The sequence below is a fragment of the Actinocorallia sp. A-T 12471 genome, assembly GCF_033875155.1.
In the GTDB taxonomy this organism is placed as follows: domain Bacteria; phylum Actinomycetota; class Actinomycetes; order Streptosporangiales; family Streptosporangiaceae; genus Actinocorallia.
Window position 1 is genome coordinate 153,458 of sequence record NZ_JAWZTE010000012.1, and the last position, 22,061, is coordinate 175,518.

General features: G+C 72.3%; 25 protein-coding genes. 11 read left to right on the forward strand and 14 right to left on the reverse strand.

The window, feature by feature from the left end:
* Positions 1–58: 58 nt before the first annotated feature.
* From R9X44_RS28170 to clpS, 5 genes are all read right to left on the reverse strand, one after another.
* Positions 59–1,006, reverse strand: a complete 948-nt coding sequence (locus R9X44_RS28170; protein WP_319817333.1) for a cysteine synthase — start codon at positions 1,004–1,006, stop codon at positions 59–61.
* A 2-nt stretch (positions 1,007–1,008) separates the two neighbouring features.
* Positions 1,009–1,281: a MoaD/ThiS family protein gene (locus R9X44_RS28175; protein ID WP_319817469.1), complete on the reverse strand. Its 273-nt coding sequence runs from the start codon at positions 1,279–1,281 to the stop codon at positions 1,009–1,011.
* A gap of 122 nt (positions 1,282–1,403) precedes the next feature.
* Positions 1,404–1,826: a M67 family metallopeptidase gene (locus R9X44_RS28180; RefSeq protein ID WP_319817334.1), complete on the reverse strand. Its 423-nt coding sequence runs from the start codon at positions 1,824–1,826 to the stop codon at positions 1,404–1,406.
* A 54-nt stretch (positions 1,827–1,880) separates the two neighbouring features.
* Positions 1,881–2,417, reverse strand: coding sequence for a DUF2017 domain-containing protein (locus R9X44_RS28185; protein ID WP_319817335.1), 537 nt, complete (start codon positions 2,415–2,417; stop codon positions 1,881–1,883).
* Entirely contained in the window at positions 2,417–2,707 is a 291-nt protein-coding gene (clpS, locus tag R9X44_RS28190; protein ID WP_319817336.1) for an ATP-dependent Clp protease adapter ClpS, read from the reverse strand. Before clpS ends, R9X44_RS28185 begins: the two co-directional genes overlap by 1 nt.
* A 133-nt stretch (positions 2,708–2,840) precedes the next feature.
* Between clpS and R9X44_RS28195 the strand changes: the two genes are divergently transcribed.
* Both R9X44_RS28195 and R9X44_RS28200 read left to right on the forward strand, forming a co-directional pair.
* Positions 2,841–4,079, forward strand: a complete 1,239-nt coding sequence (locus tag R9X44_RS28195; RefSeq protein WP_413774996.1) for a nicotinate phosphoribosyltransferase — start codon at positions 2,841–2,843, stop codon at positions 4,077–4,079.
* A 26-nt stretch (positions 4,080–4,105) separates the two neighbouring features.
* A complete protein-coding gene (locus R9X44_RS28200) occupies positions 4,106–4,681 on the forward strand; it encodes an isochorismatase family protein (protein WP_319817338.1) in 576 nt (191 codons plus the stop codon).
* On the opposite strand, the gene R9X44_RS28205 is transcribed toward R9X44_RS28200, so the two are convergent.
* Positions 4,678–5,337 carry a response regulator transcription factor gene (locus R9X44_RS28205; protein WP_319817339.1) on the reverse strand — a complete coding sequence of 220 codons (660 nt, stop codon included), beginning with the start codon at positions 5,335–5,337 and terminating at the stop codon, positions 4,678–4,680. The two genes, R9X44_RS28200 and R9X44_RS28205, sit on opposite strands and share 4 nt — an antisense overlap.
* A gap of 115 nt (positions 5,338–5,452) precedes the next feature.
* Positions 5,453–6,580 carry a HAMP domain-containing sensor histidine kinase gene (locus tag R9X44_RS28210; RefSeq protein WP_319817340.1) on the reverse strand — a complete coding sequence of 376 codons (1,128 nt, stop codon included), beginning with the start codon at positions 6,578–6,580 and terminating at the stop codon, positions 5,453–5,455.
* A gap of 108 nt (positions 6,581–6,688) precedes the next feature.
* Between R9X44_RS28210 and R9X44_RS28215 the strand changes: the two genes are divergently transcribed.
* A complete protein-coding gene (locus R9X44_RS28215; protein WP_319817341.1) occupies positions 6,689–8,263 on the forward strand; it encodes a hypothetical protein in 1,575 nt (524 codons plus the stop codon).
* On the opposite strand, the gene R9X44_RS28220 is transcribed toward R9X44_RS28215, so the two are convergent.
* The 3 genes from R9X44_RS28220 to R9X44_RS28230 form a co-directional block, all read right to left on the reverse strand.
* A complete protein-coding gene (locus tag R9X44_RS28220) occupies positions 8,249–9,979 on the reverse strand; it encodes a DEAD/DEAH box helicase (protein ID WP_319817470.1) in 1,731 nt (576 codons plus the stop codon). The genes R9X44_RS28215 and R9X44_RS28220 overlap by 15 nt on opposite strands.
* A 135-nt stretch (positions 9,980–10,114) precedes the next feature.
* Positions 10,115–10,819 carry a hypothetical protein gene (locus R9X44_RS28225; RefSeq protein ID WP_319817342.1) on the reverse strand — a complete coding sequence of 235 codons (705 nt, stop codon included), beginning with the start codon at positions 10,817–10,819 and terminating at the stop codon, positions 10,115–10,117.
* Positions 10,820–10,863: 44 nt separating this feature from the next.
* A complete protein-coding gene (locus R9X44_RS28230) occupies positions 10,864–11,292 on the reverse strand; it encodes a hypothetical protein (protein WP_319817343.1) in 429 nt (142 codons plus the stop codon).
* On the opposite strand from R9X44_RS28230, the gene R9X44_RS28235 reads away from it, so the two are divergent.
* The 4 genes from R9X44_RS28235 to R9X44_RS28250 all read left to right on the forward strand — a co-directional run bounded on the left by R9X44_RS28235 (position 11,279) and on the right by R9X44_RS28250 (position 13,708).
* Positions 11,279–11,707, forward strand: coding sequence for a hypothetical protein (locus R9X44_RS28235; RefSeq protein ID WP_319817344.1), 429 nt, complete (start codon positions 11,279–11,281; stop codon positions 11,705–11,707). The genes R9X44_RS28230 and R9X44_RS28235 overlap by 14 nt on opposite strands.
* Positions 11,708–11,820: 113 nt before the next feature.
* Positions 11,821–12,411, forward strand: a complete 591-nt coding sequence (locus tag R9X44_RS28240) for a YqgE/AlgH family protein (protein WP_319817345.1) — start codon at positions 11,821–11,823, stop codon at positions 12,409–12,411.
* A gap of 49 nt (positions 12,412–12,460) precedes the next feature.
* On the forward strand, positions 12,461–12,703 hold the full coding sequence (locus tag R9X44_RS28245; RefSeq protein ID WP_413774997.1) for a DUF3039 domain-containing protein: 243 nt from the start codon (positions 12,461–12,463) through the stop codon (positions 12,701–12,703).
* Between the two features lie 69 nt (positions 12,704–12,772).
* The gene (locus tag R9X44_RS28250; protein ID WP_319817347.1) at positions 12,773–13,708 is read left to right on the forward strand and encodes a zinc metalloprotease; all 936 of its coding nucleotides are present in this window, start codon (positions 12,773–12,775) and stop codon (positions 13,706–13,708) included.
* Between the two features lie 2 nt (positions 13,709–13,710).
* Here R9X44_RS28250 and R9X44_RS28255 read toward each other — a convergent pair whose 3' ends face one another.
* Entirely contained in the window at positions 13,711–15,114 is a 1,404-nt protein-coding gene (locus R9X44_RS28255; RefSeq protein WP_319817348.1) for an NAD-dependent malic enzyme, read from the reverse strand.
* 123 nt (positions 15,115–15,237) lie between these two features.
* The gene (locus R9X44_RS28260) at positions 15,238–16,137 is read right to left on the reverse strand and encodes a co-chaperone YbbN (protein ID WP_319817349.1); all 900 of its coding nucleotides are present in this window, start codon (positions 16,135–16,137) and stop codon (positions 15,238–15,240) included.
* A 274-nt stretch (positions 16,138–16,411) separates the two neighbouring features.
* Here R9X44_RS28260 and R9X44_RS28265 point away from each other — a divergent pair, with 274 nt between their 5' ends.
* Both R9X44_RS28265 and R9X44_RS28270 read left to right on the forward strand, forming a co-directional pair.
* A complete protein-coding gene (locus R9X44_RS28265; RefSeq protein ID WP_319817350.1) occupies positions 16,412–17,572 on the forward strand; it encodes an ATP-binding cassette domain-containing protein in 1,161 nt (386 codons plus the stop codon).
* Positions 17,573–17,623: 51 nt separating this feature from the next.
* On the forward strand, positions 17,624–18,826 hold the full coding sequence (locus R9X44_RS28270; RefSeq protein WP_319817351.1) for a hypothetical protein: 1,203 nt from the start codon (positions 17,624–17,626) through the stop codon (positions 18,824–18,826).
* A gap of 387 nt (positions 18,827–19,213) precedes the next feature.
* Here the strand turns inward: R9X44_RS28270 and R9X44_RS28275 are convergent, their stop codons facing one another.
* Positions 19,214–19,513 (reverse strand): DUF3817 domain-containing protein, encoded by a 300-nt coding sequence (locus tag R9X44_RS28275; RefSeq protein ID WP_319817352.1) that lies wholly within the window; start codon positions 19,511–19,513, stop codon positions 19,214–19,216.
* 82 nt (positions 19,514–19,595) lie between these two features.
* On the opposite strand from R9X44_RS28275, the gene R9X44_RS28280 reads away from it, so the two are divergent.
* The gene (locus tag R9X44_RS28280) at positions 19,596–20,291 is read left to right on the forward strand and encodes a DUF4230 domain-containing protein (protein WP_319817353.1); all 696 of its coding nucleotides are present in this window, start codon (positions 19,596–19,598) and stop codon (positions 20,289–20,291) included.
* A gap of 72 nt (positions 20,292–20,363) precedes the next feature.
* Here R9X44_RS28280 and R9X44_RS28285 read toward each other — a convergent pair whose 3' ends face one another.
* On the reverse strand, positions 20,364–21,539 hold the full coding sequence (locus R9X44_RS28285) for an acetyl-CoA C-acetyltransferase (RefSeq protein WP_319817354.1): 1,176 nt from the start codon (positions 21,537–21,539) through the stop codon (positions 20,364–20,366).
* Positions 21,540–21,624: 85 nt separating this feature from the next.
* Between R9X44_RS28285 and mce the strand changes: the two genes are divergently transcribed.
* Positions 21,625–22,053, forward strand: coding sequence for a methylmalonyl-CoA epimerase (mce, locus tag R9X44_RS28290; RefSeq protein WP_319817355.1), 429 nt, complete (start codon positions 21,625–21,627; stop codon positions 22,051–22,053).
* Positions 22,054–22,061: the final 8 nt, after the last annotated feature.

The following is a 22,061-nucleotide window of genomic DNA, read 5'->3' on the forward strand; positions in this document are numbered from 1 at the left end:
CCCGCCGGGCGTCACGCTCGGCGGGTCCATGGTCCGAAAGATCAAGCCCAGAAGTGAATCAAGCCCAGAGTTGCCCGTCGATACGGGCCTCGGCCTCTTCGAGGGTGCCCTCGTAAGCGCCGGTGGACAGGTACTTCCAGCCGCCGTCGGCCACCACGAAGGCGATGTCCGCGCGCTCCCCCGCCTTGACGGCCTTGGCCGCCATGCCGAGGGCGGCGTGCAGGACCGCGCCGGTGGAGATCCCCGCGAAGATCCCCTCGCTCTCCAGCAGCTCACGCGTGCGCCGCAGCGCGTCGTGCGAGCCGACGGAGAAGCGCGTGGTCAGCACGGTCGGGTCGTAGAGCTCGGGCACGAAGCCCTCGTCCACGTTCCGCAGCCCGTAGACGAGTTCGCCGTACCGCGGCTCGGCCGCGACGATCTTGACGTCGGGGACGTGCTCGCGCAGGAAGCGCCCGGTGCCCATCAGGGTCCCGGTGGTGCCGAGGCCCGCGACGAAGTGCGTGATCGTCGGCAGGTCCTCAAGCAGCTCAGGGCCCGTGGTCTCGTAGTGGGCGCGGGCGTTGGCCTCGTTCCCGTACTGGTAGAGCATCACCCAGTCCGGGTGCTCGGCCGCCAGGCCCTTGGCGACGCGGACCGCCTCGTTGGAGCCGCCCGCCGCCGGGGAGGAGATGATCTCCGCCCCCCACATGCGCAGCAGCTGCCGCCGCTCGGACGAGGTGTTCTCCGGCATCACACAGATGATCTTGTAGCCCTTGAGCTTCGCGGCCATCGCCAGGGAGATGCCCGTGTTGCCCGAGGTCGGCTCGAGGATCGTGCAGCCGGGCGTGAGCCGCCCGTCCTTCTCGGCCTGCTCGACCATCCACAGCGCCGGCCGGTCCTTGATGGAGCCGGTCGGGTTGCGGTCTTCGAGCTTCGCCCAGATCCGCACCTCGGGCGTGGGCGAAAGACGCGGCAGGCCCACCAGCGGGGTGTGGCCCAGCGCGTCGATCAGCGACTCGTAACGCACGGTCAGCCGCCGGCGACGGCGGGGAGCACGGTGACCGTGTCGCCGTCGGAGACCTCGGTGGTCAGCCCGCCGAGGAAGCGCACGTCCTCGTCGTTCAGGTAGACGTTCACGAACCGCCGCAGGCCCTTCTCGTCCACCAGCCGGGCGCGCAGGCCCGGGTGGGCGGCGTCCAGGTCGGTGAACAGCTCGTCCAGGGTCGCGCCCTTGCCCTCGACGGCCTTCGCGCCGCCGGTGAGGTTCCGCAGGATCGTGGGGATCCGGACCTCGATCGCCATCTCGGTGATCTCCATTCACAAAAGTCGTATGACGGAAGCCGGGGAAGAACACTCACCGACAGTCGTAGACGACCTCGGCACGCGAGTGGGCGAACAGGAAGCTCTGGACCATGACGACGAGTTTACCCAGCCGCGTAAACATCGACGATCCGGACCTCTTCCTCGGTGATGACGCCGTCCACGATCCGGTAGGAACGAAATTCGGTGTCATCTTCTTCCCGGGTCGACACCAGAACGTAGTGGGCGTTGGGTTCCGCCGCGTACGAGACGTCGGTGCGCGAGGGGTACGCCTCGGTGGCGGTGTGCGAGTGGTAGATCACGACGGGCTCCTCGTCCCTGTCGTCCATCTCCCGCCACACCTTCAGCTGCTCGAGGGAGTCGAACCGGTAGAAGGTCGGCGACCGCTCGGCGTTCTCCATCGGCACGAACCGCTCGGGACGGTCGGAGCCCAGCGGTCCCGCCACCACGCCGCACGCCTCGTCGGGGTGGTCGGCGCGGGCGTGCGCCACGATCTTGTCGACGATCTCGCGGGTAACGGTCAGCATGTGCCGCATATTACCCACGCGTCGCGCGGCCCCCTCGCCCGGAACGTCCGCCGCTCAGCGCTGGAAGAGGCACTGGACGAGGCTGTCCTGGAGCTGGGTCAGCCAGTCGTAGGTGACGTACATCGCGTAGACGGGGTCGTCGAACTCCAGGTCGGCGAAGCGTTCGTGGCCGTCCTCGGTGATGTCGAGGCGGGTGCCGATGGCCAGGCGGAGGTCGTTGAGCGCCCTGAGCCAAGCCTGGGCCTGCTCCTCGTCGAGCCGCACGTCGGGGCCCTGGGCGAGGCACTTCAGGACGATCGACGCGTCGCGTTCCTTGCCGTCGCGCAAGGACGCCTCGGTGTAGCGGCGGAACTCGCCGGACGCCTTGTCGTCGTCGCGGTAGCCGTCGGGGAACAGCCGGGCCAGGACGGGGTCGTCGGGGGCCTCGGTGCTCTCGGAGATGCCGAGTTCGGCGAGGCCGGGATCGCCCTTAGGCAGGTCGTCATAAAGCCGGGTGAGCTGGCCGAGCAGGTTCTCGATCACTTGGCCCTCGACGGGCTCGAGCCGCAGGGACAGGCCGCCGTCGCGGTGCCGCCGGAATCCGCCGGGCACTAGTCGTCCCGCTTCACTGTCGCCCACAGGCCGTAGGAGTGCAGCACCTCGACGTTGCGCTCCATCTCCTCGCGGGTGCCGGAGTCCACCACGGCACGGCCCTTGTGGTGCACGTCCATCATGAGCTTCTCCGCCTTCTCCTTGGCGTATCCGAAGACCGTCTGGAAGACGTAGGTCACATATGACATCAGGTTGATCGGATCATTCCAGACGATGGTCAGCCACGGCAGATCCGGGCTGACGTCCTCGTCCACGTCCGGTCTGTGCAGTTCGGCGGGCGCGGTGCTCATCGGATACTCCTCCCTCCATCACCTACGAACCTACCGGGCGCGCGGCCTCGGAGACCCTGCCCGTTACGCTGCCGGTGTGAACGTCGGACCTGGCGTGGGCACGGCGCTGCTCACCGATCATTATGAACTGACCATGCTCCAGGCCGCCCTGCGCGACGGGACGGCGGCGCGGCGGTCGGTCTTCGAGGTGTTCGCGCGACGGCTGCCGCGCGGGCGGCGTTACGGCGTCGTCGCGGGCACCGGAAGGTTCCTCGACGCTTTGGAACGGTTCACGTTCGGCGACGACGAGCTCGCGTTCCTCGCCGAACACGGCGTCGTGGACGACGCCACCGCCGCCTGGCTCGCCGACTTCAGGTTCACCGGCGACGTGTGGGGCTACGCCGAGGGCGACGTGTACTTCCCCGAATCGCCCATTCTGCGCGTCGAGGGGTCGTTCGCCGAGGCCGTCATGCTGGAGACGCTCGCGCTGTCGGTCTTCAACCACGACTGCGCGATCGCGGCGGCGGCGTCGCGGATGGCGCACGCGGCGGGCGACCGGCCGCTGATCGAGATGGGGTCGCGGCGCACCCATGAGGCGGCCGCCGTCGCCGCCGCGCGGGCCGCGTACCTGTGCGGGTTCGCGACGACGTCGAACCTCGAGGCCGGGCGCACGTACGGGGTGCCGACGGCCGGGACCGCCGCGCACGCGTTCACGCTCCTGCACGACGACGAGCGGACGGCCTTCGCCGCGCAGCTCGCCGCCGCCGGACCGGGTACGACACTTCTCGTGGACACCTACGACGTGCCGGAGGCCGTCCGGCTGGCCGTCGAGCTGGCCGGGCCCGAGCTCGGCGCGGTCCGGATCGACAGCGGCGACCTGCGGGTCGTCGCCGAGGAGGTGCGCGCCCAGCTCGACGCGCTCGGCGCGACCGGCACCCGCGTGGTCGTCACCGGGGACCTCGACGAGTACTCCATCGCCGCCCTGGCCGCCGCGCCCTGCGACGGCTACGGCGTCGGCACCTCCCTGGTGACGGGCTCGGGCGCGCCGACGGCGTCGATGGTCTACAAGCTCGTCGCGCGTGAGGACTCCTCCGGGGAGCTGAGCCCGGTCGCGAAGGCGTCGCCGGGCAAGCCGAGCCGGGGCGGGCGCAAGCACGCGCACCGCAGGTTCTCCGGGGGCGTCGCCGAGGCCGAGCTCGTCACCGTGACCGAGGACGGGCTGACCCCCGACGACCGGCCCCTCCAGGTGCCGCTCGTGCGGGACGGCGAGACCGTCGGGCGGGAACCGCTCACCGAGGCGCGCGAGCGCCACCGCCGCGCGCTGGCCGAGCTGCCCGCGCACGCGCTGCACCTGTCCAAGGGCGACCCCGCCCTGCCCACACTCTTCGCGTAACGCAGCAAGCCGAGGGGAGAGCTCCCATGTCCCGCGCTCTGATCATCGTCGACGTGCAGAACGACTTCTGCGAGGGCGGGTCCCTCGCGGTGAACGGCGGCGCGGAGGTCGCCGCCGCGATCTCCGCGCACGTCGCCGCCCACCCGGGCGACTACGCGCACATCGTCGCGACCCGCGACTTCCACCATGACCCGGGCGACCACTTCGCCGAGCGGCCCGACTACGTCGCGACCTGGCCCGCGCACTGCGTCATCGGGACGCCGGGGGCCGACTTCCACCCGGCGCTCGCGCTCGGGCCCGTCGAGGCGGTGTTCTCCAAGGGCAGGACCTCGGCCGCCTACAGCGGGTTCGAGGGCGCGGCCGACGACGGCACGCCGCTCGGCGACTGGCTCGCCGCACGCGGCGTCACCGAGGTCGACGTCGTCGGGATCGCCACCGACCACTGTGTACGGGCGACCGCCGAGGACGCCGCCCGCGCGGGCCTGGCCACGACGGTCCTGCTCGACCTGACGGCGGGGGTGGCGGCCGACACGACCGAGCGCGCGCTTGAACTGCTGCGTACTGAGGGCGTCACCCTTACCGGGGAGCCCATCGTCCGCTAGGGGGCGATCCGGTAGCCGACGCCGGGGGTCGTGGTGATGACGGGCGGCGCGCCGAGTTTGCGGCGCAGCCGTCCGACGGTGACCGCGACGGTGTTGGTGAACGGGTCGGCGTGCTCGTCCCAGACGCGTTCCAGGAGGTCCTGGGCGCTGAGGAAGCCGGGTGAGGCGGCGAGCAGCGCGGCGAGGACCGCGAACTCCTTCACCGACAGCTCCACCGGCACGCCGTCGCGCACGACGGTCCTGGCCAGCGGGTCGAGCTCGATCCCCGCCGCGCGCAGCACCCTCGGGCGCGCGCCCGGCCGCCGCCGCGCGAGCGCCCTGACCCGCAGGACGAGTTCGGGGAAGTGGAACGGCTTCGCCAGGTAGTCGTCCGCGCCCAGCGACAGGCCCTGGACGACGTCGCCTGGCCCGCCCGAGGCGGTCAGCATGAGGACCATCGGCGGGTCGGGCGCGGCGGCGGCCATGCGGCACAGCACGTCACCGTGCAGGCCAGGCAGGTCCCGGTCGAGCACGACGACGTCATAACGATGGACGCCGATCTTCTCCGCCCCTTCCAGCCCGTCGTACGCGACATCCACGGCCATGCCCTGATCCCGCAGCCCCTCGGCGACCACGTCAGCGAGCGTCCGCGCGTCCTCAACCACAAGCACCCTCACCGCGCCTCCCCCACAACCACGCGCAGGCCGCCTCGCTCACGGGCCCTCACCGGGCCTCCAGCCCTGCGGCCACGCGCAGGCCGCCGTGCCGGGCGCGGGGTCAGCTCGCGGGCCGTCACGGTGTTTCTCCCGAGGGGAGGGTGACGGTGGTGTGGAGGCCGCCTTCGGGGCGGGGAGTGAGGGTGAGGGTGCCGCCGTGGGCGGTGGCCACGGCGGAGACGATGGCCAGGCCGAGGCCCGAGCCGGGGCCGGTGCGGGCGGGGCCTAGGCGGCGGAAGGGGCGGGCGAGGGTGTCCACCTCGGACTGCGTGAGGTGGGGGCCGTCGGTTTCTACGGTGAGGCGGGATATCCCGGCTTCTTGGGCCGTAGTGACGCGGATCGTGCCGCCTTGCGGGGTGTGGGTCGCGGCGTTGTCGATGAGGTTGTCCACGAGCCTTGCCAGGAGGGCCGTGTCGCCTCGGGCCGGGGCCGGGTCGAGGGAGGTGGTGAGGGTGTGGGCGTCAAGGGCGGGGGCGCGGGCGGCGAGGGAGCGGGCGGCTTCCGTCGCGAGGTCGGTCTGTGCGGGGGCTTCCAGGGCGCGGTGTTGGGCCTGGGCGAGGACGAGGAGGCCGTTGAGGAGGTCGTCGGTGCTGTCGAGTTCGGCGCGGACGCGTCCGGCGAGGGCGAGGGTCTGTTCGGAGACCGCGGGCTTGGCCGACGCCACGTCGAGGGTCGCGCGGATCGTCGTCAACGGGGTGCGCAGCTCGTGCGAGGCGTCGGCGACGAACCTGCGCTGTGCCGCGAACGCCTCCTCGAGCCGGGCGAGCAGGCCGTCGATGGTGTCGGCGAGCTCCTTGACCTCGTCGCGCGGCCCGGTGACCGCGAGCCGCTCGTGCAGCGTGTCCGCCGACACCCTGCGGGTCGCCGCGGTGATCGCGCGCAGCGGGGCCAGCGCGCGGCCCGCCGCGACCCTGCCGAGCAGCACCGACACCAGCGCGAGCAGCCCGAGCGCGACGAGCGAGCCGAGCAGCAGCGCCCGGTGCTGATCCGCCCCCGCCTCGGCCAGCCGCTCCCGCAGCAGCGCGGCTTCTTCGAGCGGCCGCGCGGTCGGCATCGACGGCACGGGCTCGCTCTCCACCCGCGGCGACGTGCCGAGCGCCACGGCGTTCACGACGGCCAGGAGCACCGCCCCCGAGGCGAAGAAGAGCAGCCCGTACAGGAGAGTGAAACGCCCCAGAACCGGCCGGTCGGACAGCGCCCGCATCAGCACCCCCTGCTCATCGGTTCCCCCAAGGATGCCCGGTGCCGCCTAACACGGGCATGACGGCCTCCGTTCCGGCGGTGTCATGGGCGGCTCCGTAGAAAGCCGTCCATGACCTCAACCGAACCCACGGCCTTCACGGGCCGTCTACGGGACGCGTTCTCGGCGCTGTTCCGGAAGCGCGGCTACGTCGTCGCGCTCGTGTGCGCGCTTGCGCTCACCGCCTTTCTCGGCCCCGCGCTCGCCTGGACCGACCGCTCGGTCTGCTCCGAAGGGGAGGTCGAGACGCCGTGCCCGCAGGCTCCACGCGGCCCCGACGGCAGCTCGGTGACCGACTCCTTCGCCTTCGCCCACCGCACCCTGCACGGCGACGGGTCCCTGACGGCCCGGCTCGCGTCCTTCACCGGGACGATCACCTACCCGCCCCCGAATCACGACAGGCTCGTCACCGGGCTCGTCCCGTGGGCGAAGACCGGGCTGCTGGTGAAGGCGTCGCTCGAGCCGGGCGCGGACTACGCGGCGGTGCTGCTGACCGGCGACCACGGCGTCAGGTTCCAGCACGGCTTCAGCGGCGACGAGGCGGGCAGCCCCACCCGCTCGGACCAGGCGCGCTGGCTCCGGCTCACCCGCGAGGGCGACGTCGTCACCGGCGAGGAGTCCGCCGACGGCGTCTCCTGGCACCCCGTCGGCTCAGCCCGCCTGCCCGGCCTGCCGACCGACGTCCCCATCGGCGTCTTCGCCGCCTCCCCCGGCGACCTGACCGTCGTGGAGAGCGGCTTCGGCCCCTCCACAAGCCAGGTCCGCTTCACCCAGGCCGTCGGCGCCTTCGACGCCGTCACCCCCGTCGGCGACCTCACCCCCGCCTGGGCGTCAACCCTGGTCGGCGACGACGGCAACCGCACCGACTGGGAGCGCCACCACAACCCGCCCGGCCTCCTGGAAACCCCCACGACCCTCAAGATCTCCGGCTCGGGCGACATAGCCCCCGTTCCCTCCCTCCCCGCCCGCCGCCTCGAATCCCTCCTCCTGGGCGGCCCGCTCACCCTCACCCTCCTCATCGCCCTCGCCGCCTCCTTCATCCGCCCCCACTCGCGCACAACCGACGCCACCGCAGGCGCGACGGGAGACGCGGAGACCGCTTACGACGCCGTCGCGGGCGGCCGCACGGGCGCGGGCGTCGTGGCTCGGGTGTCGGTTGTCGGGGTCGTCGGGTTTGTGGTGGGGGTGGTCGGGGCGGGGGTCGCCGTGTGGGCGGGGCCCGCGCTGCTGGCCGGGAGCGGGGTGGCGCTCGGGGCGGTGCCGGTGGGGACCGAGGTGCGGGTTGTTGCCGGAGTCGGGGTGGTTTGTGCGGCTGCTGCGGTGTTCGGGGGGTGTCTCGCCATGCTGTTGGGCGGCCGGTGGCGGGGGGCTGCCGTGGGCGTCGCGCTGTTGCCCGTGCCGTATTTGCTCGCCGTCGCCGGGGTGCTGCCCGACGCCGTCGCCGACTGGATGCTGCGGCTCACCCCGGCCGCGGGGATGGCGGCGCAGCAGAGCGTCACGGCTTACCCGCAGGTGACAGCTCTGTACACCCCCGCGAACGGCTATCTGCCGCTGCCGCCGTGGGCGGGCCTCGCCGTGCTGCTCGGCTTCGTCGGGCTCGCGTTCGCGCTCGCGCGGCGGCGGGCGCGCGGGTCAGGCGCGGCGTGAGGCCCACTCGCGGATCTTGTCGATCCTGCGCTTGATCTCGGCGGCGCTCGCCTGCGGGACGGCCGGGCCGCCGCACGCCTGGCGCAGCTCGGTGTGCACGACGCCGTGCGGCTTGCCGGTGCGGTGGCTCCACGCGCCGACGAGGCCGTTCAGCTCGGTGCGCAGCGCGTGCAGGTCCTCCGACGCGGTCGTCTCCTTCGGGGCTGCCGCGTCGCCGCCCTTCTTGCGCTGCGCGGCGAGCTGCTCGGCCTGACGCTGCCGCAGCAGCGCGGTGACCTGATCGGGTTCGAGCAGGCCCGGAATGCCGAGGAAGTCCTGTTCCTCCTCGGAGCCGATCTCGCCGCCGAGCCCGAACTCGCCGCCGTCGAACAGCACACGGTCGAAGGTGGCGCTGGCCTCCATCGTCTCGAACGGGATCTCCTCCGACAGGTCGGCGCCGTCGTTCTTGCGGTTGGCCTGCTCGAGGGCCTCGTCGTCGAGCCCGTCGCCCTCGCGCTGCTTGCGGTCGAGGACGTGGTCGCGCTCGGTCTCCATCTCGGCCGCGTGCCCCATCAGGGTCGGCACGCTCGGCAGGAACACCGACGCGGTCTCGCCGCGCTTGCGCGCCCGGACGAAACGCCCGATCGCCTGCGCGAAGAACAGCGGCGTCGCCGTCGACGTGGCATAGACGCCGACGGCGAGGCGCGGAATGTCGACGCCCTCCGACACCATCCGGACCGCGCACAGCCACCTGTCCTCGGACTCGGCGAACTGCTTGATCTTCTTGCTCGCGTTCGGGTCGTCCGACAGCACGATCGTCGCGCCCTGGCCGGAGATGCCGCGGATCATCTTCGCGTAGGCGCGGGCCGACTCGTGGTCGGAGGCGATCACCATCGCGCCCGCGTCCGGCATGCCCTTGCGGATCTCGGTGAGCCGCTTGTCGGCCGCCGCGATCACCTGACGGATCCAGTCGCCCTTCGGGTCGAGCGCGGCCCGCCACGCCTGGGCCACCTGGTCCTGGGTCATCGGCTGGCCGAGCGACGCGGCGATCTCGTCGCCCGCGCGGGTGCGCCAGCGCATCTCCCCCGCGTACGCCATGAACATCACCGGCCTGACGACGCCGTCGGCCAGCGCGGGACCGTAGCCGTAGGTGTAGTCGGCGCGGCTGCGGCGGATGCCGTCGGGGCCCTCCTCGTACTCCACGAACGGGATCGGGTTGATGTCCGTGCGGAACGGGGTGCCCGACAGGGCGAGCCGCCGCGAGGCCGGCTCGAACGCCTCGCGCACCGCGTCGCCCCACGACAGGCCGTCGCCCGCGTGGTGGACCTCGTCCATGATGATCAGCGTCTTGCGCGCCTCGGTCCGGTTGCGGTGCAGCGCGGGCCGGGCCGCGACGGTCGCGTAGGTGACGGCGACGCCCTGGAAGTCCTTGGCGGTCTTGCCCTGCGCGTTGGTGAACTCGGGGTCGATCTTGATGCCGACGCGCGCCGCCGACTCCGCCCACTGGCGCTTCAGGTGCTCGGTCGGGCAGACGACGGTGATGCCCTGGATGACCCTGCGGTCGATCAGCTCACGGGCAAGGCGCAGCGCGAAGGTCGTCTTGCCCGCGCCGGGGGTAGCCACGGCGAGGAAGTCGCGCGGGCCTTCGCGGAAGTAGAGCTCCAACGCCTGCTGCTGCCAGGCGCGCAGCGACCCCGCGGTGCCCCACGCGGCCCTCTCGGGGTAGGCGGGGGGCATGCTTGAGGCGGCAAAGGTACTCACGATCCAGAGAGGCTACCGACCCCCACCGACAACGCGGGCCCACTTCCAGCGTGCGAGATCTCACCCCACCCCCCGGTTTACCCCAAAACCTCCCCGCCCGCCGCCCGGCCCTTATGCTCGCGCGTCGCGTCTGCGGGGGGTGCCGGGGGTGCAGGGGCGGGTTCCTGCGCGCGGCCATAGCCTGCCGTACCAGAGGAGGATTCCTCCGGTGAGGAGGACGGCGCCGCCTGTGCGGCCCAGGGCCGCGGTCTCGTGGCCGGTATAGGGCAACTCGTCCATCGGGGGCTTTCCCTTGCCCCCGCCCGCGCCCTCGCCTTCGGCCTTGCTTGGGGGCTCTCCCTCCGCCGCGCCCTCGTCCTTGTCGGGGGTGCCTGCTCCGGGGGGCTCTTCCTGCGGTGCGGCGGCGTCGGGGGCCGCGCCCTTGTCCTGGGCCTCGGTGGGGGGTGTCGCGCCCTCTGCTGGCTCCTGAGGGGCCTGGCCGGACGCCTGCTCGGCTCCCGGGGCCGCCGCCTCGCCGCACTGCGCGGTCCGGACCGCAGCGCCGACCTCGACGCCCTGGCCGTCCCGGACGGTGATGCGCAGCGGGACCCCGTCGTCGGTCAGGAACACCCGGCTGTCGAGCCTGCTCCCGGCCGCGATGAACTCGGTGCGCAGCACCCTGTCGTCGGCCCGCAGCTCATAGAACGCGTCGGCCCCGGCGGGGTTGACCACGGCGACGTCGACGACCCTGTCCGGGCACGCGACCTCGCCGATCGTCACCTGAAGCGAGCTTCCCGGGCCGTCTCCGACCAGGGCGAGCAGCAGTTCCCCGAACACCGCGACCTCCCCCGGACTGTGACCGAACGATCACAACCGGTCGCCTACCCGCGATCGGAGGAACCGAACATTCCCTCCCGGCGACGCGGCCACAACCCGCCCCACCACAGGATGATCGCGCCGGTGATGATCGACGCCGCGCCCGTCGCCAGCCGCGCGACGAGCGTGCCGGTGCCCGAACCCGTCTCGGGCAGCCGCTCGGGCTTCTCCGACGCCGGAGCCGCGCCGCCCTTCACACAGTTCAGCTTGTAGGTCCGGCTCTTGACGGTCTCGCCGTCCTGGGTGACCCGCACGATCACGTTCTTGTCCTCGGCCAGCGCGATCTCGCTGCTCCGCGACGCCGCCGCGCCCAGCCGGTCGGCGAGCACGACGCTGCCGTTACGGGTGATCGAGTACCCCTGGCTGTCCGCGCCGTCGTTGGTCACCCGGACGGTGATCTCCTTCGACGGGCAGTCGATCTTGCCGAACGCCACGGTCAGCCCGGCCCCGGGGACGGCGGGCGGCGCGGCGGGCGGCTTGGTCTGGCTCGGCGACGGCTTCGGCGTCGCCGGAGGCTGCGTGGCCGGTTGCGTCGCGGGAGGCTGCGAAGCGGGCGGCTGCGACGCCGACGGGGTCGCCGAGGGCGTCGGCGTCTTCGTCGGCTCAGGCTCCTTCGTGGGCGTCTTCGTCGGACTCTTCGTGGAAGTCCCGGTGGGCGTTCCGGTCCCCGTCGGCTGCGCGGACGGGTCGGTCTCCGACACGCTGGGCGACGGCGTGCCCGACGCGTTCGACGTGTCGTTGTCCGTCAAGAACGCGGGGATCACGATCAAGGCCCCGATCACGATGAAGATCGCCGCAATGATCGCCCTGACCGGCTGCATCCCCGGGCCTCCCCTAGGCATCAGTTGATCGTTTCTTTACCCCCCATTGTGAGGCTTACGCCCGGAATCAGGGGGCCGCTTGGTGTGCCCACTGCTGGACCGGCGTGTCCCGGACTTGTGGGACAAGAGATGATGGAGGCCATGGAGGACGACATCCGGCCCGGCCGACTGCTCGTGGCCACCCCGATGCTGGAGGACCCGAACTTCCGCCGCAGCGTGGTGCTCGTGGTGGACCACGGTCCCGAGGAGGGCACCGTCGGCGTCGTCCTCAATCGGCCGACAGAGGTCGCGGTGAGCCGCATCCTGCCGCCGTGGGCGCGGCTCGCCGAGGGGAACGGCGTCGCGGGACTCGACGTGGTCTTCCAGGGCGGGCCCGTCGCGCTCGACAGCGCCCTCGCGCTCGCGCACGTGCCGGGCACCGGGGAGCCGCTCGGCTGGCGGCCCCTTGAGGGCATCCCCGCCGTGGCGCGCGTCGGCCTGGTCGACCTGGACAGTCCGCCCGCGCTGCTCGCCGACTGCGCCGCCGAATTCCGGGTGTTCGCCGGGTATGCCGGATGGGCCAGGGACCAGCTGCGCGCGGAGATCGAGGAGGACGCCTGGCTCGTGGTCTCCGGGCAGACCGCCGACGTGTTCTCGACCGAGCCGAAGGAGCTGTGGCGCAGCGTGCTGCGCAGGCAGGGCGGGGAGCTGGCCTTCCTCGCGACCTTCCCCGACGATCCCGCCCTAAACTGAACGCATGAGCGAGCCGACTTTCACTCCGGGCCAGGGCGGCACCGGGACCATGATCAAGCCGGATGCCGATGTCCGCCCGGACCTCTCGCACGGTGACGGCGACCACGAACGCTTCGCGCACTACGTCAAGAAGGCCAAGATCACCGAGAGCGCGCTGACCGGCACCCCGGTCATCGCGCTGTGCGGCAAGGTCTGGGTGCCCAACCGCGACCCGAAGAAGTTCCCGGTCTGCCCCGAGTGCAAGGAGATCTACGAGGGCATGGCCCCCGGCGGCGGCAACAACGAAGAGTAGTCCTCCCGACACGCAGCGTCCCCCGACCGGTAGGCTGGACGGCCAATCAGCTCACGGTTCGGGGGACGGATGCGGCGGCGCCTGGCGGCAGTGGTCACGGTGACGGCACTGACCGGGGGCGCGCTTCACGCGTCCCCCGCCGGGGGGCGTCCGGCCGATCCGCCGGCCGCCGAGGACTGCGTCGTGCCGCTGCCCGGTGCGCCCGCGCGCGCCCGCGACGCCCTGAACCCGACCCCGGCCGAGGTGCGGCGGATGCTCGCCGACCTCGCCTTCCGCGAGCCGTTCCTGCGCCGCCCGAACCGTCCTGCCTCGGCCAAAGTGACGGTCCCGGTCGCGTTCCACATCCTCGCGCCCGACGCCAGCGGCACCGGACGGCCGAGCGCCGCGACGGTCAACGCCCAGATCCGGGTCCTCAACGACGCCTACGGCGGCACGCGCGGCGGCGTCGACACCGGGTTCAGGTTCCGGCTCGCCTCCACCGACACGACGGTCAACGCCGCATGGTTCCGCGACCCGATCGGCCACGAGAACGCCTACAAGCCGCAGCTGCGCAAGGGCGGCGCGGGCACCCTCAACCTGTACAGCGCCGACGTCGGCCAGGCCGTCCTCGGCTACGCCACGTTCCCGCAGACCGCCAAGGACAAGCCCACGCTCGACGGGGTCGTCATCGACCACCGCAGCATGCCGCGCGGCACCTACGCCAACTACGACCTCGGCTTCACCGCGGTGCACGAGGTCGGCCACTGGCTCGGCCTGTTCCACACGTTCGAGAACGGCTGCACCCCGCCCGGCGACGGCGTCGCCGACACGCCCGACCAGGCGACCGCGTCGGAGGGCTGCCCGACCGGCAAGGACACCTGCACCACCCCGGGCCTCGACCCCGTCCACAACTACATGGACTACAGCCACGACGCCTGCATGACCGAGTTCACCCGGGGCCAGGCCGACCGCCTGCGCCGCAGCTGGACCGCCTACCGGGCCAACGACTCCGCCAACCTCCGCTGAGGTCAGGCGTCCTCGGCCGGGGCCGCGGTGCCGGAGGCGTCGCGCACCGCGGCGGCGACCGCCGTAGTGACGTCGGGGTGGAAGACGCTGGGGACGATGTAGTTCGGGCCGAGCTCCGCGTCGGTGACGACGCCCGCCAGCGCGCGGGCGGCGGCCAGCAGCATGTCGAGGTTGACGCCGGTCGCGCCGGCGTCGAGCAGGCCGCGGAAGACGCCGGGGAAGGCGAGCACGTTGTTGATCTGGTTCGGGTAGTCGCTGCGGCCCGTCGCGACGACGGCGGCGTGCTCGCGCGCCTCGTCCGGGGAGACCTCGGGCTCGGGGTTGGCCAGCGCGAACACGATCGCGTCGGTGGCCATGCCCGCGACGTCGTCGCCGGTGAGGATGCCGGGGGCCGACACGCCGACGAACACGTCGGCGTTCTTGACCGCGCCGCGCAGGTCGCCGTCGTAGCCGCCCGCGTTGGTGTGCGCGGCGATCCACTCGAGGGACTCGTCCATGTCGGGGCGTCCGGCGTGCACCGCGCCGTGCATGTCGCAGACGATCACGTCGCGCGCGCCGGCGTGCAGCAGCAGCTTCAGGATCGCGGTGCCGGCCGCGCCCGCGCCCGCCATCGTGATCCTGACCTCCGACAGGTCCTTGCGGACCACCCGCAGCGCGTTGGTGAGCGCAGCGAGGACGCAGATCGCGGTGCCGTGCTGGTCGTCGTGGAAGACCGGGATGTCGAGCAGTTCGCGCAGCCGCGCCTCGATCTCGAAGCAGCGCGGCGCTGAGATGTCCTCGAGGTTGATCCCGCCGAAGCCCGGCGCGATGCACTGCACGATGCGGACGATCTCGTCGGTGTCCTGGGTGTCGAGGCAGATCGGCCAGGCGTCGATCCCGGCGAACCGCTTGAACAGCGCGGCCTTGCCCTCCATGACGGGCATCGCCGCCTCCGGGCCGATATTTCCCAGGCCCAGGACGGCCGAGCCGTCGGTGACGACCGCGACGCTGTTGCGCTTGATCGTCAGACGGCGGGCGTCCTCCTTGTTGCGGGCGATCGCCATCGACACCCGCGCCACGCCCGGGGTGTAGGCCATCGAGAGTTCCTCGCGGTTGCGCAGCGGCACCTTGGACTTCATCTCGATCTTGCCGCCGAGGTGCATCAGGAAGGTCCGGTCGGAGACCTTGTGCACCTTCACGCCCTCGATGCCCTCGATCACCCCGACGATCGCCTCGGCGTGCTCGGTGTCGCGGGTGGCGATGGTCACGTCGATGCCGAGCGTGTCGGTGGCCGCGGTGTTCACGTCGAGGGCGGTGACGACGCCGCCGGCGTGCTCGACGTGATGGGTGATCCCGCTGACGGCCCTGCCGCCCGCGGGGACCTCCAATCTGACCGTGATCGAATACGACACGCTCGGCGCGCCCACGTGGAACTCCTCATGCCAGAGAAAAGAACGAGCCCTGACACGCCTTCTGACACGTCAGGGCTCTTCTGAGAATACGCCGTCAACGCCGCGGTATGTAAGCTCAAGCAAAAAATTGCGAAAATTTCAGAACAACGCGGCTTGCAGAGCCCGGCGCGCCTTTGCTACGCGCTGATCATCGGCGGGCAGGCACTCGAACAGGCTCAGCAGGTGCACCCGGGCGGCGTCGCGGTCGTCGCCGAAGGTGGAGCGGACCACGGCCAGCACCCTGTCGAACGCGCCCTCGGGGTCGTTCTGGAGCAGCTGGACGTCGGCGGCGGCCAGCGGGTCGGACTCCAGGCGCTCGGGGTCGTAGCCCTTCACCCGGATCGTCAGCTCGGTCAGCGCGAGACGGCGCTTGGCGACGTCGTCGCGCGGGTTGGCGGCGAGGACCTCGCGGAACGCCTCGGCGGCGATCTCGAAGTCGCCCCTGGCCAGCGCGTCCTCGGCGGCGGCGTGCGCGGGGTCCATCGGCGGCGCTGCCTCGACGGGCTCCTCGGCCCCCTCGGGAACCTCGCCCATCAGGCCCTGCTCCTTGAGCGCGGCGAACAGCTCGCCGACGGCCTGGCGCAGCTCGGCCTCCGGCGGGACGCTGTTGATGAAGGGCATCATCTGGCCCTGCACCACGACGCCGACGAACGGCAGCCGCTGCACCCGCATCTGCTGGAGGTAGCCCTGGAGCTGCTGGTTGATCTCGATGTCGACCCTGGCGAGCAGCCAGCTTCCGCCGCCCTCGCCGACCAGCTTCTCCAGGTCGCCCATGAGCGCGTCGCACGACGGCTCCTTGTCGACCACGAACGCCACCATCACCGGGACGCGCATGGACCGCTCGACGACGTCGGACCCGAAGTTCGCGTCGGTCGCCTCGATCACATACTGGCCGCCCGGCCCGGCCGGCCGCTCGGCGCGCTCCTGCTGCCGCTTGGCCGCCGCCGCGCGGGCACCCAGGTCGACGGCGCCGTGCAGGGAGAAATCACGCTTCTGCATGGGTCCATCCTGCCTCATGCGGGCGGGAACCCGAACGCGGCTGACCCGTCGGGCCGCACACCGAAGCCGCCCGGGCACACAGCGGACATTGCGGCGAGTGACCAAAAGGCTGCTGACAGCGATACCAAAGGGCCGTTATAGTTCCGCTGTCGATGCGTGTTGCGACGGCAAAAGGCCCGGCCGCCTGGGGATGACGCCGGAATGCCGCCCGCCCGTCACGCGTCGCCGACGACTCAGGGGGAAACAGAAAGTGATCGTGGAGAATTCCGCGATCGTGGCGAAGGGACTGGGCGTCCGCCGTGGGGGACGGTGGGTGCTGCGGCCTGTCTCCTTCGGCCTGCCGGAAGGCGCGGTCGGGATCGCCGGCCCTGCCGGCTCCGGCACGTCGGACCTGCTCGCCACGCTCGCGACACTGCGTCGGCCGCACACGGGCCGTCTTGAGGTGCTTGGCCACGACTCAGGCACCCGGGGCGGGCTGCGTCTGCTGCGCTCCCGCATCGGGTTCCTGCCCGCCGACTCCCCCTGGGCGGCGAGCTCGACGGTCGGCGACTTCGTGGCCTATGCGGCCTACTACCAGCGGCGGCCCGCGACGTCCGTCGAGAAGGTGCTGGACGGCTTGGACCTGCGTGACGTGGCCGGGTGGCCGCTCAGTTCGCTGCCCCCCGACCTGCGGGTGCGCGCGGGCCTCGCCGCGGCGTGTGTACACGAACCGGACATCGCGTTCCTCGACCAGCCCTTCGCGGGGCTTTCCGACGCCGCGGCCGCCGAGCTCGGCCCGCTGATCGCCGCCGCCGCGCCGACCGTCGTGGTCACCGCGACCGACACCGCCCCGCTCAGCCCCTGGTGCGACAGCGTGCTCGTGCTGCACCACTGCCGCCTCACCCCCGCCGACCGCGCCCCGGCCCCCGTCCCCACCCCCGGCACCCCGTCAAAGACGGGAAAACCCTCGCCGAGGCCGGGCGACACCACCTTGACCAAGACACGCGACAGCGCCCTGGCCCACGGACCGGGCGACCGAGCGCTGGCCAACGGGCCGGGTGACAGCGCGCTGAGCAAGGCGGGCGACAGCGCGCTGGGCAACAGGCCGGGCGACAGCGCCTTGACCAAGGCGGGCGACCGAGCGCTGAGCGGCAGGCCGGGCGACGGCGTCTTGAGCAAGGCGGGCAGCAGCGCCCTGGGCAACGGGCCGGGCGAGAGCGTCTTGGGCAACGGGCCGGGTGAGGGCGCGCTGAGCGGCAGGCCGGGCGATGGCCTCTCGGGTAACAGGCCGGGCGATGGCGTCGCGGGTAGCAGGCCGGGCGATGGCGTCGCGGGTAGCAGGGCGGATGGCAGCGCGCTGGGGGGCGGGGCGGGTGACGGTGTGTTGGGCAAGGAGCCTGTGCGGGCTGCGCTTTCGGGTGCCGTGCGCGGCCAGACCCCGCTGCCGTGCGGCTGACGCGGCGTGAGTGACCTCGCTCGGGCGGTACGGCCCGCACGGATCGCGCGCGTGGCAAGGGTCATGCGCGTCGACGCGCGGCGCTGGTCGCTGCTCGTCGCGCTGCCCGCGCTCGCCGGGATCGGCGCGGTCGCGGGGTGGCGGTCGCTGCCCGTCGGCCTGCACGACTGGGACGGCACGGTACGCGCGGCCGAGGCGTCGGTGCGGTGGGCCGGGCCCGCCGCGGCCGCGCTCGCGGCGTGGACCGGCGTGCGCGGCAGGCGGCTCGACTACCTGCGCGCGCTTGCCGCCCGCTCCCCCGCCGCCGCGCCGCTGCACGACCTCGCGCTGCTGGTCGCGGTCGCGGTGGCCGCGCACCTGTGCGGCTGGGCGCTCGTCGCGGGACGGCTGCTCGGCGACGGCGGATTCGGCGCGGCGCAGGCGGCCGCGCTCGCGGCGGGCGCGTGCGCGACGGCGCTGCTCGTCGTCGCCGGATACCTCGTCGGACGGGTCAGGCCGCATCCCGCATCCGTCCCGGCCGTCGCGGTGGCGGCGTGGGCGTGGTGCTCGTTCCGGCCGGGACCGGCCTGGGCGGTGCTGCCCCCGGCGCGGCTCGGGCCCGTCGACCCGTTCGAGGAGCTGCTGGCGCGGGTCCCCGCCGCGCAGGCGGGCTGGGCGGCGGGCCTCGCGGTCGCGCTCGTACTCGCATACACCGCGTGGATCACCCGGCGGTCCCGGCTGCTCGCCCCGGTCTGCCTCGCGCTCGGCGCGGTCGTCGGCTGCACCGCGTGGCTCGAGGCGACGGGCGAGGACGTCGCGGTTCCGGCCCGGCCCACGTACGTGTGCCGCGAGTGGCCGGTGGTCGTGTGCGTCCATCCGGCGCTGCGCGAGGCGCTGCCGACGCTCGGCGCGGCGATCGCGCCGCTGGCCACCCGGCTCGCGGGCACCCCCGGCGCGATCGCGCGGATCGAGCAGATCCCCGGCCGCGAGCCGGTGCGGGTCGCGCGCGGGGTCGTCGGCTTCCACCTGGCCGACCTGTCGCCCGGCTACGAGCGCCGCGTGGTGCGCGAGCTCGGCGCGGCCCTCGGCGGCTGCGGCGCGGGCGCGCGCACCGGATACCAGGCGATGGTGGTCTCCTGGCTGCTCGACGAGCCCATGCCGGTCAGGCCCATCACCGCCTTCGCGCACTGGGCCGAGGGCCAGCGCCGCGAGTGGTTCGCCCGCAACTACCGCTTCTTCCGCTCCTGCGAACTAAGCCGCGCCCACTTCATGTAACCCCCGCCCACCCGGACACGGCCCCGGACCCGTCAGGTCCGGGCCGCGAGCCTTCGGCCCGCTCGAAACGCGGGCCGCGAGCCCGTCAGGACCGCGCGCCAGGCGGACGTCGCGCGGGTCAGACCTGGCGGAACGCGGGCGTCGAGGCCCCGCCGTGCCCGCTCGGAACGCGGGTCGCGAGCCCGTCAGGGCCGCGCGGTAGGCGGGCGTCGCGCGGGTCAGACCTGGGCGGAACGCGGGCGTTGAGGCCCCGCCGTGCCCGCTCGGAACGCGGGCCGCGAGCCCGTCAGGGTCGCGCGGTAGGCGGGCGTCGCGCGGGTCAGACCTGGGCGGAACGCCCGCCGTGCCCGCTTGGAACGTGGGGCGCGGGCGCGTCAGGGGCGCGGGTCAGGCTTGGGCGGGTGTGGTGGTGGGCTCGTTGATCCAGTGCTTTTCTACGAAGAAGGGGGCGATGGGGAGGACTGAGGCGACGAGGGCGAGGAAGGCGCGGGTGAGGGTCCAGCGGAGGGGGCGGAAGCAGAGGGCGACGAGGCCGACGTAGGCAAGGAACAGCGCGCCGTGCGCCGCGCCGACGATCGACACCGCGACGGGGATGTCCGCGAGGTACTTGAGCGGCATCGCCACGAGGAGCAGGAGCAGGAACGAGGTCGCCTCGGCGAGGGAGACGTAGCGGAAGACTCGGATCACGTCCCCCAAGGTAAGGCCATGATCACGAGAAGGTCATCCGACCCCTGAATGAGGGGGCTTCCGGCCGGGGACACTTCCCCGTATGAACCCCACGAAATCAGGGCGGGACGCCGAAGACTCCGGCACGGAGGCCGCCGCCCCCAGGTCGTCGTCCGGACGGGTCCTCAAGGCGGGCGCCGTCGTCGTGGTGCTCGCCGTCCTCTACGCGGTGGCACAGGGCTTCAGCCTGCTGCCGAGCTGGACCGATCCGTTCGGCCTGTCGACCAAGGACAGGTCGGGCCCCGCGGTGCTGAAGTCGATCAAGGACCTGTCGCGGTACGAGGCGGCGACGGGCCAGTTCCAGGTCGTCGTGGACCTGGAGAAGGACGCCAAGTTCCTGCCGGACGCGATCCGCGGCCAGCGGACCCTGTTCGTCGGCGTCGGCAGCGTCGACGCCTACGTCGACTTCTCGAAGATCGACGACGTCGAGGTCAACGCCGACCGCACCGAGGTCACGATCACGCTCCCGGCCGCCGCGCTGGAGAACGCCGCGCTCGACAACGACAAGTCCTACGTGTTCGCCACCGAGCGCGGGCTGATCGACCGCTTCGGCGACTTCTTCTCGAGCAACCCCAACGACCAGCAGCAGGTGTACAAGCTGGCCGAGGACAAGATCGAGGAGGCCGCCGAGGCGTCGGGGCTGAAGGAACGCGCGGACGCCAACACACGGCAGATGCTGGAGAACCTGATGAAGGCGCTCGGCTTCGAGAAGGTCACCATCAACGGCCCACAGGGCTAGTACGCCGAACACACGAGGGGCGCGGCCGCACCGGCCGCGCCCCTTCCGCGTCTATCTCGGGTCCGCCTCGGGTCAGACCTTGACGATCAGCGCGTCGCCCTGGCCCCCGCCGCCGCACAGCGCCGCCGCGCCGACGCCGCCGCCGCGCCGCTTGAGCTCGTGCGCGAGGGTCAGCACGATCCGCGCGCCGGACATGCCGATCGGGTGGCCGAGCGCGATGCCGCCGCCGTTGACGTTGACGATGTCGGCCGACAGGCCAAGGTCCTCCGCCGACTTGATGCCGACCGCCGCGAACGCCTCGTTGATCTCCACGAGGTCGAGGTCGGCGACGGCGAGCCCGGCCTTGCCGAGCGCGTGCTCGATCGCCCGGGACGGCTGGGAGTGCAGCGAGTTGTCCGGACCCGCGACGTTGCCGTGCGACACGATCTCCGCGAGCCAGGTCAGGCCCAGCTCCTCGGCCTTGGCCTTGGACATGACGACGACCGCGCACGCGCCGTCGGAGATCTGCGACGACGAGCCCGCCGTGATCGTCCCGTCCTTGGCGAAGGCGGGACGCAGCCTGCCCAGCGACTCGGCGGTGGTGTCGGCGCGGATGCCCTCGTCCTCGGCGAACACCACCGGGTCGCCCTTACGGGTCGGGATCTCCACCGGCACGATCTCGTCGGCGAGCACCCCGTTCTTCGTCGCGGCCGCAGCGCGCTGGTGGGAGCGCGCGGCGAACTCGTCCTGCGACTCGCGGGAAAGCCCGAGCCTGGCGTTGACGCGCTCGGTCGACTCGCCCATGGGGATCGCGTCGAACGCGTCGGTGAGGCCGTCGAAGGCCATGTGGTCGAGGACCTCGATCGAGCCGTACTTGTAGCCCGCGCGGGACTTCGGCAGCAGGTGCGGCGCGTTGGTCATCGACTCCATGCCGCCCGCGACGACGACGTCGAACTCGCCCGCGCGGATCAGCTGGTCGGCGAGGGCGATCGCGTCGAGGCCGGACAGGCACACCTTGTTGATCGTCAGCGACGGGACGGTCATCGGGATGCCCGCGTTGACCGCGGCCTGGCGCGAGGGGATCTGGCCCGCGCCCGCCTGGAGCACCTGGCCCATGATCACGTACTGGACGTCGGCGGGCGCGACGCCCGACCGCTCGAGCGCCGCCTTGATCGCGAATCCGCCCAGGTCGGTGGCGCTAAAGTCCTTGAGGGAGCCCTGGAGGCGCCCGATGGGCGTCCGGGCTCCGGCGATGATCACAGAAGTCATAACTAGGGGGCCTCCCAAGCCGCGGCTCTCGTCGTTTGCCACGATACCCAGCAGCCCCACACCGAGTTTCTGGAGGGTTCGCCCCATGTTGTCCCGCATCGACCACATCGGTATCGCCTGCCACGACCTCGACGCGACTGTCGAGTTCTACAAGCAGACCTACGGCTTCACCGACGCCCACTTCGAGGTGAACGAGGAGCAGGGCGTCCGCGAGTGCATGCTCAAGATCAACGACACCGGCGACGGGGCCGCGTCGTACATCCAGCTCATCACCCCGATCCGGGACGACTCGACAGTCGCCAAGTGGCTGGAGAAGAACGGCGAGGGCGTCCACCACATCGCGTTCGGCACCGACGGCTCCGACGTCCAGGAGGAGGCCGACGGGATCGCGGGCAAGGGCGTCCGGGTGCTTTACGAGCAGCCGCGCCGGGGGTCGATGGGGTCGCGCATCACCTTCCTGCACCCGAAGGACTGCCACGGCGTCCTGACGGAACTGGTGCAGAAGGCCGAGTGACGGGCACG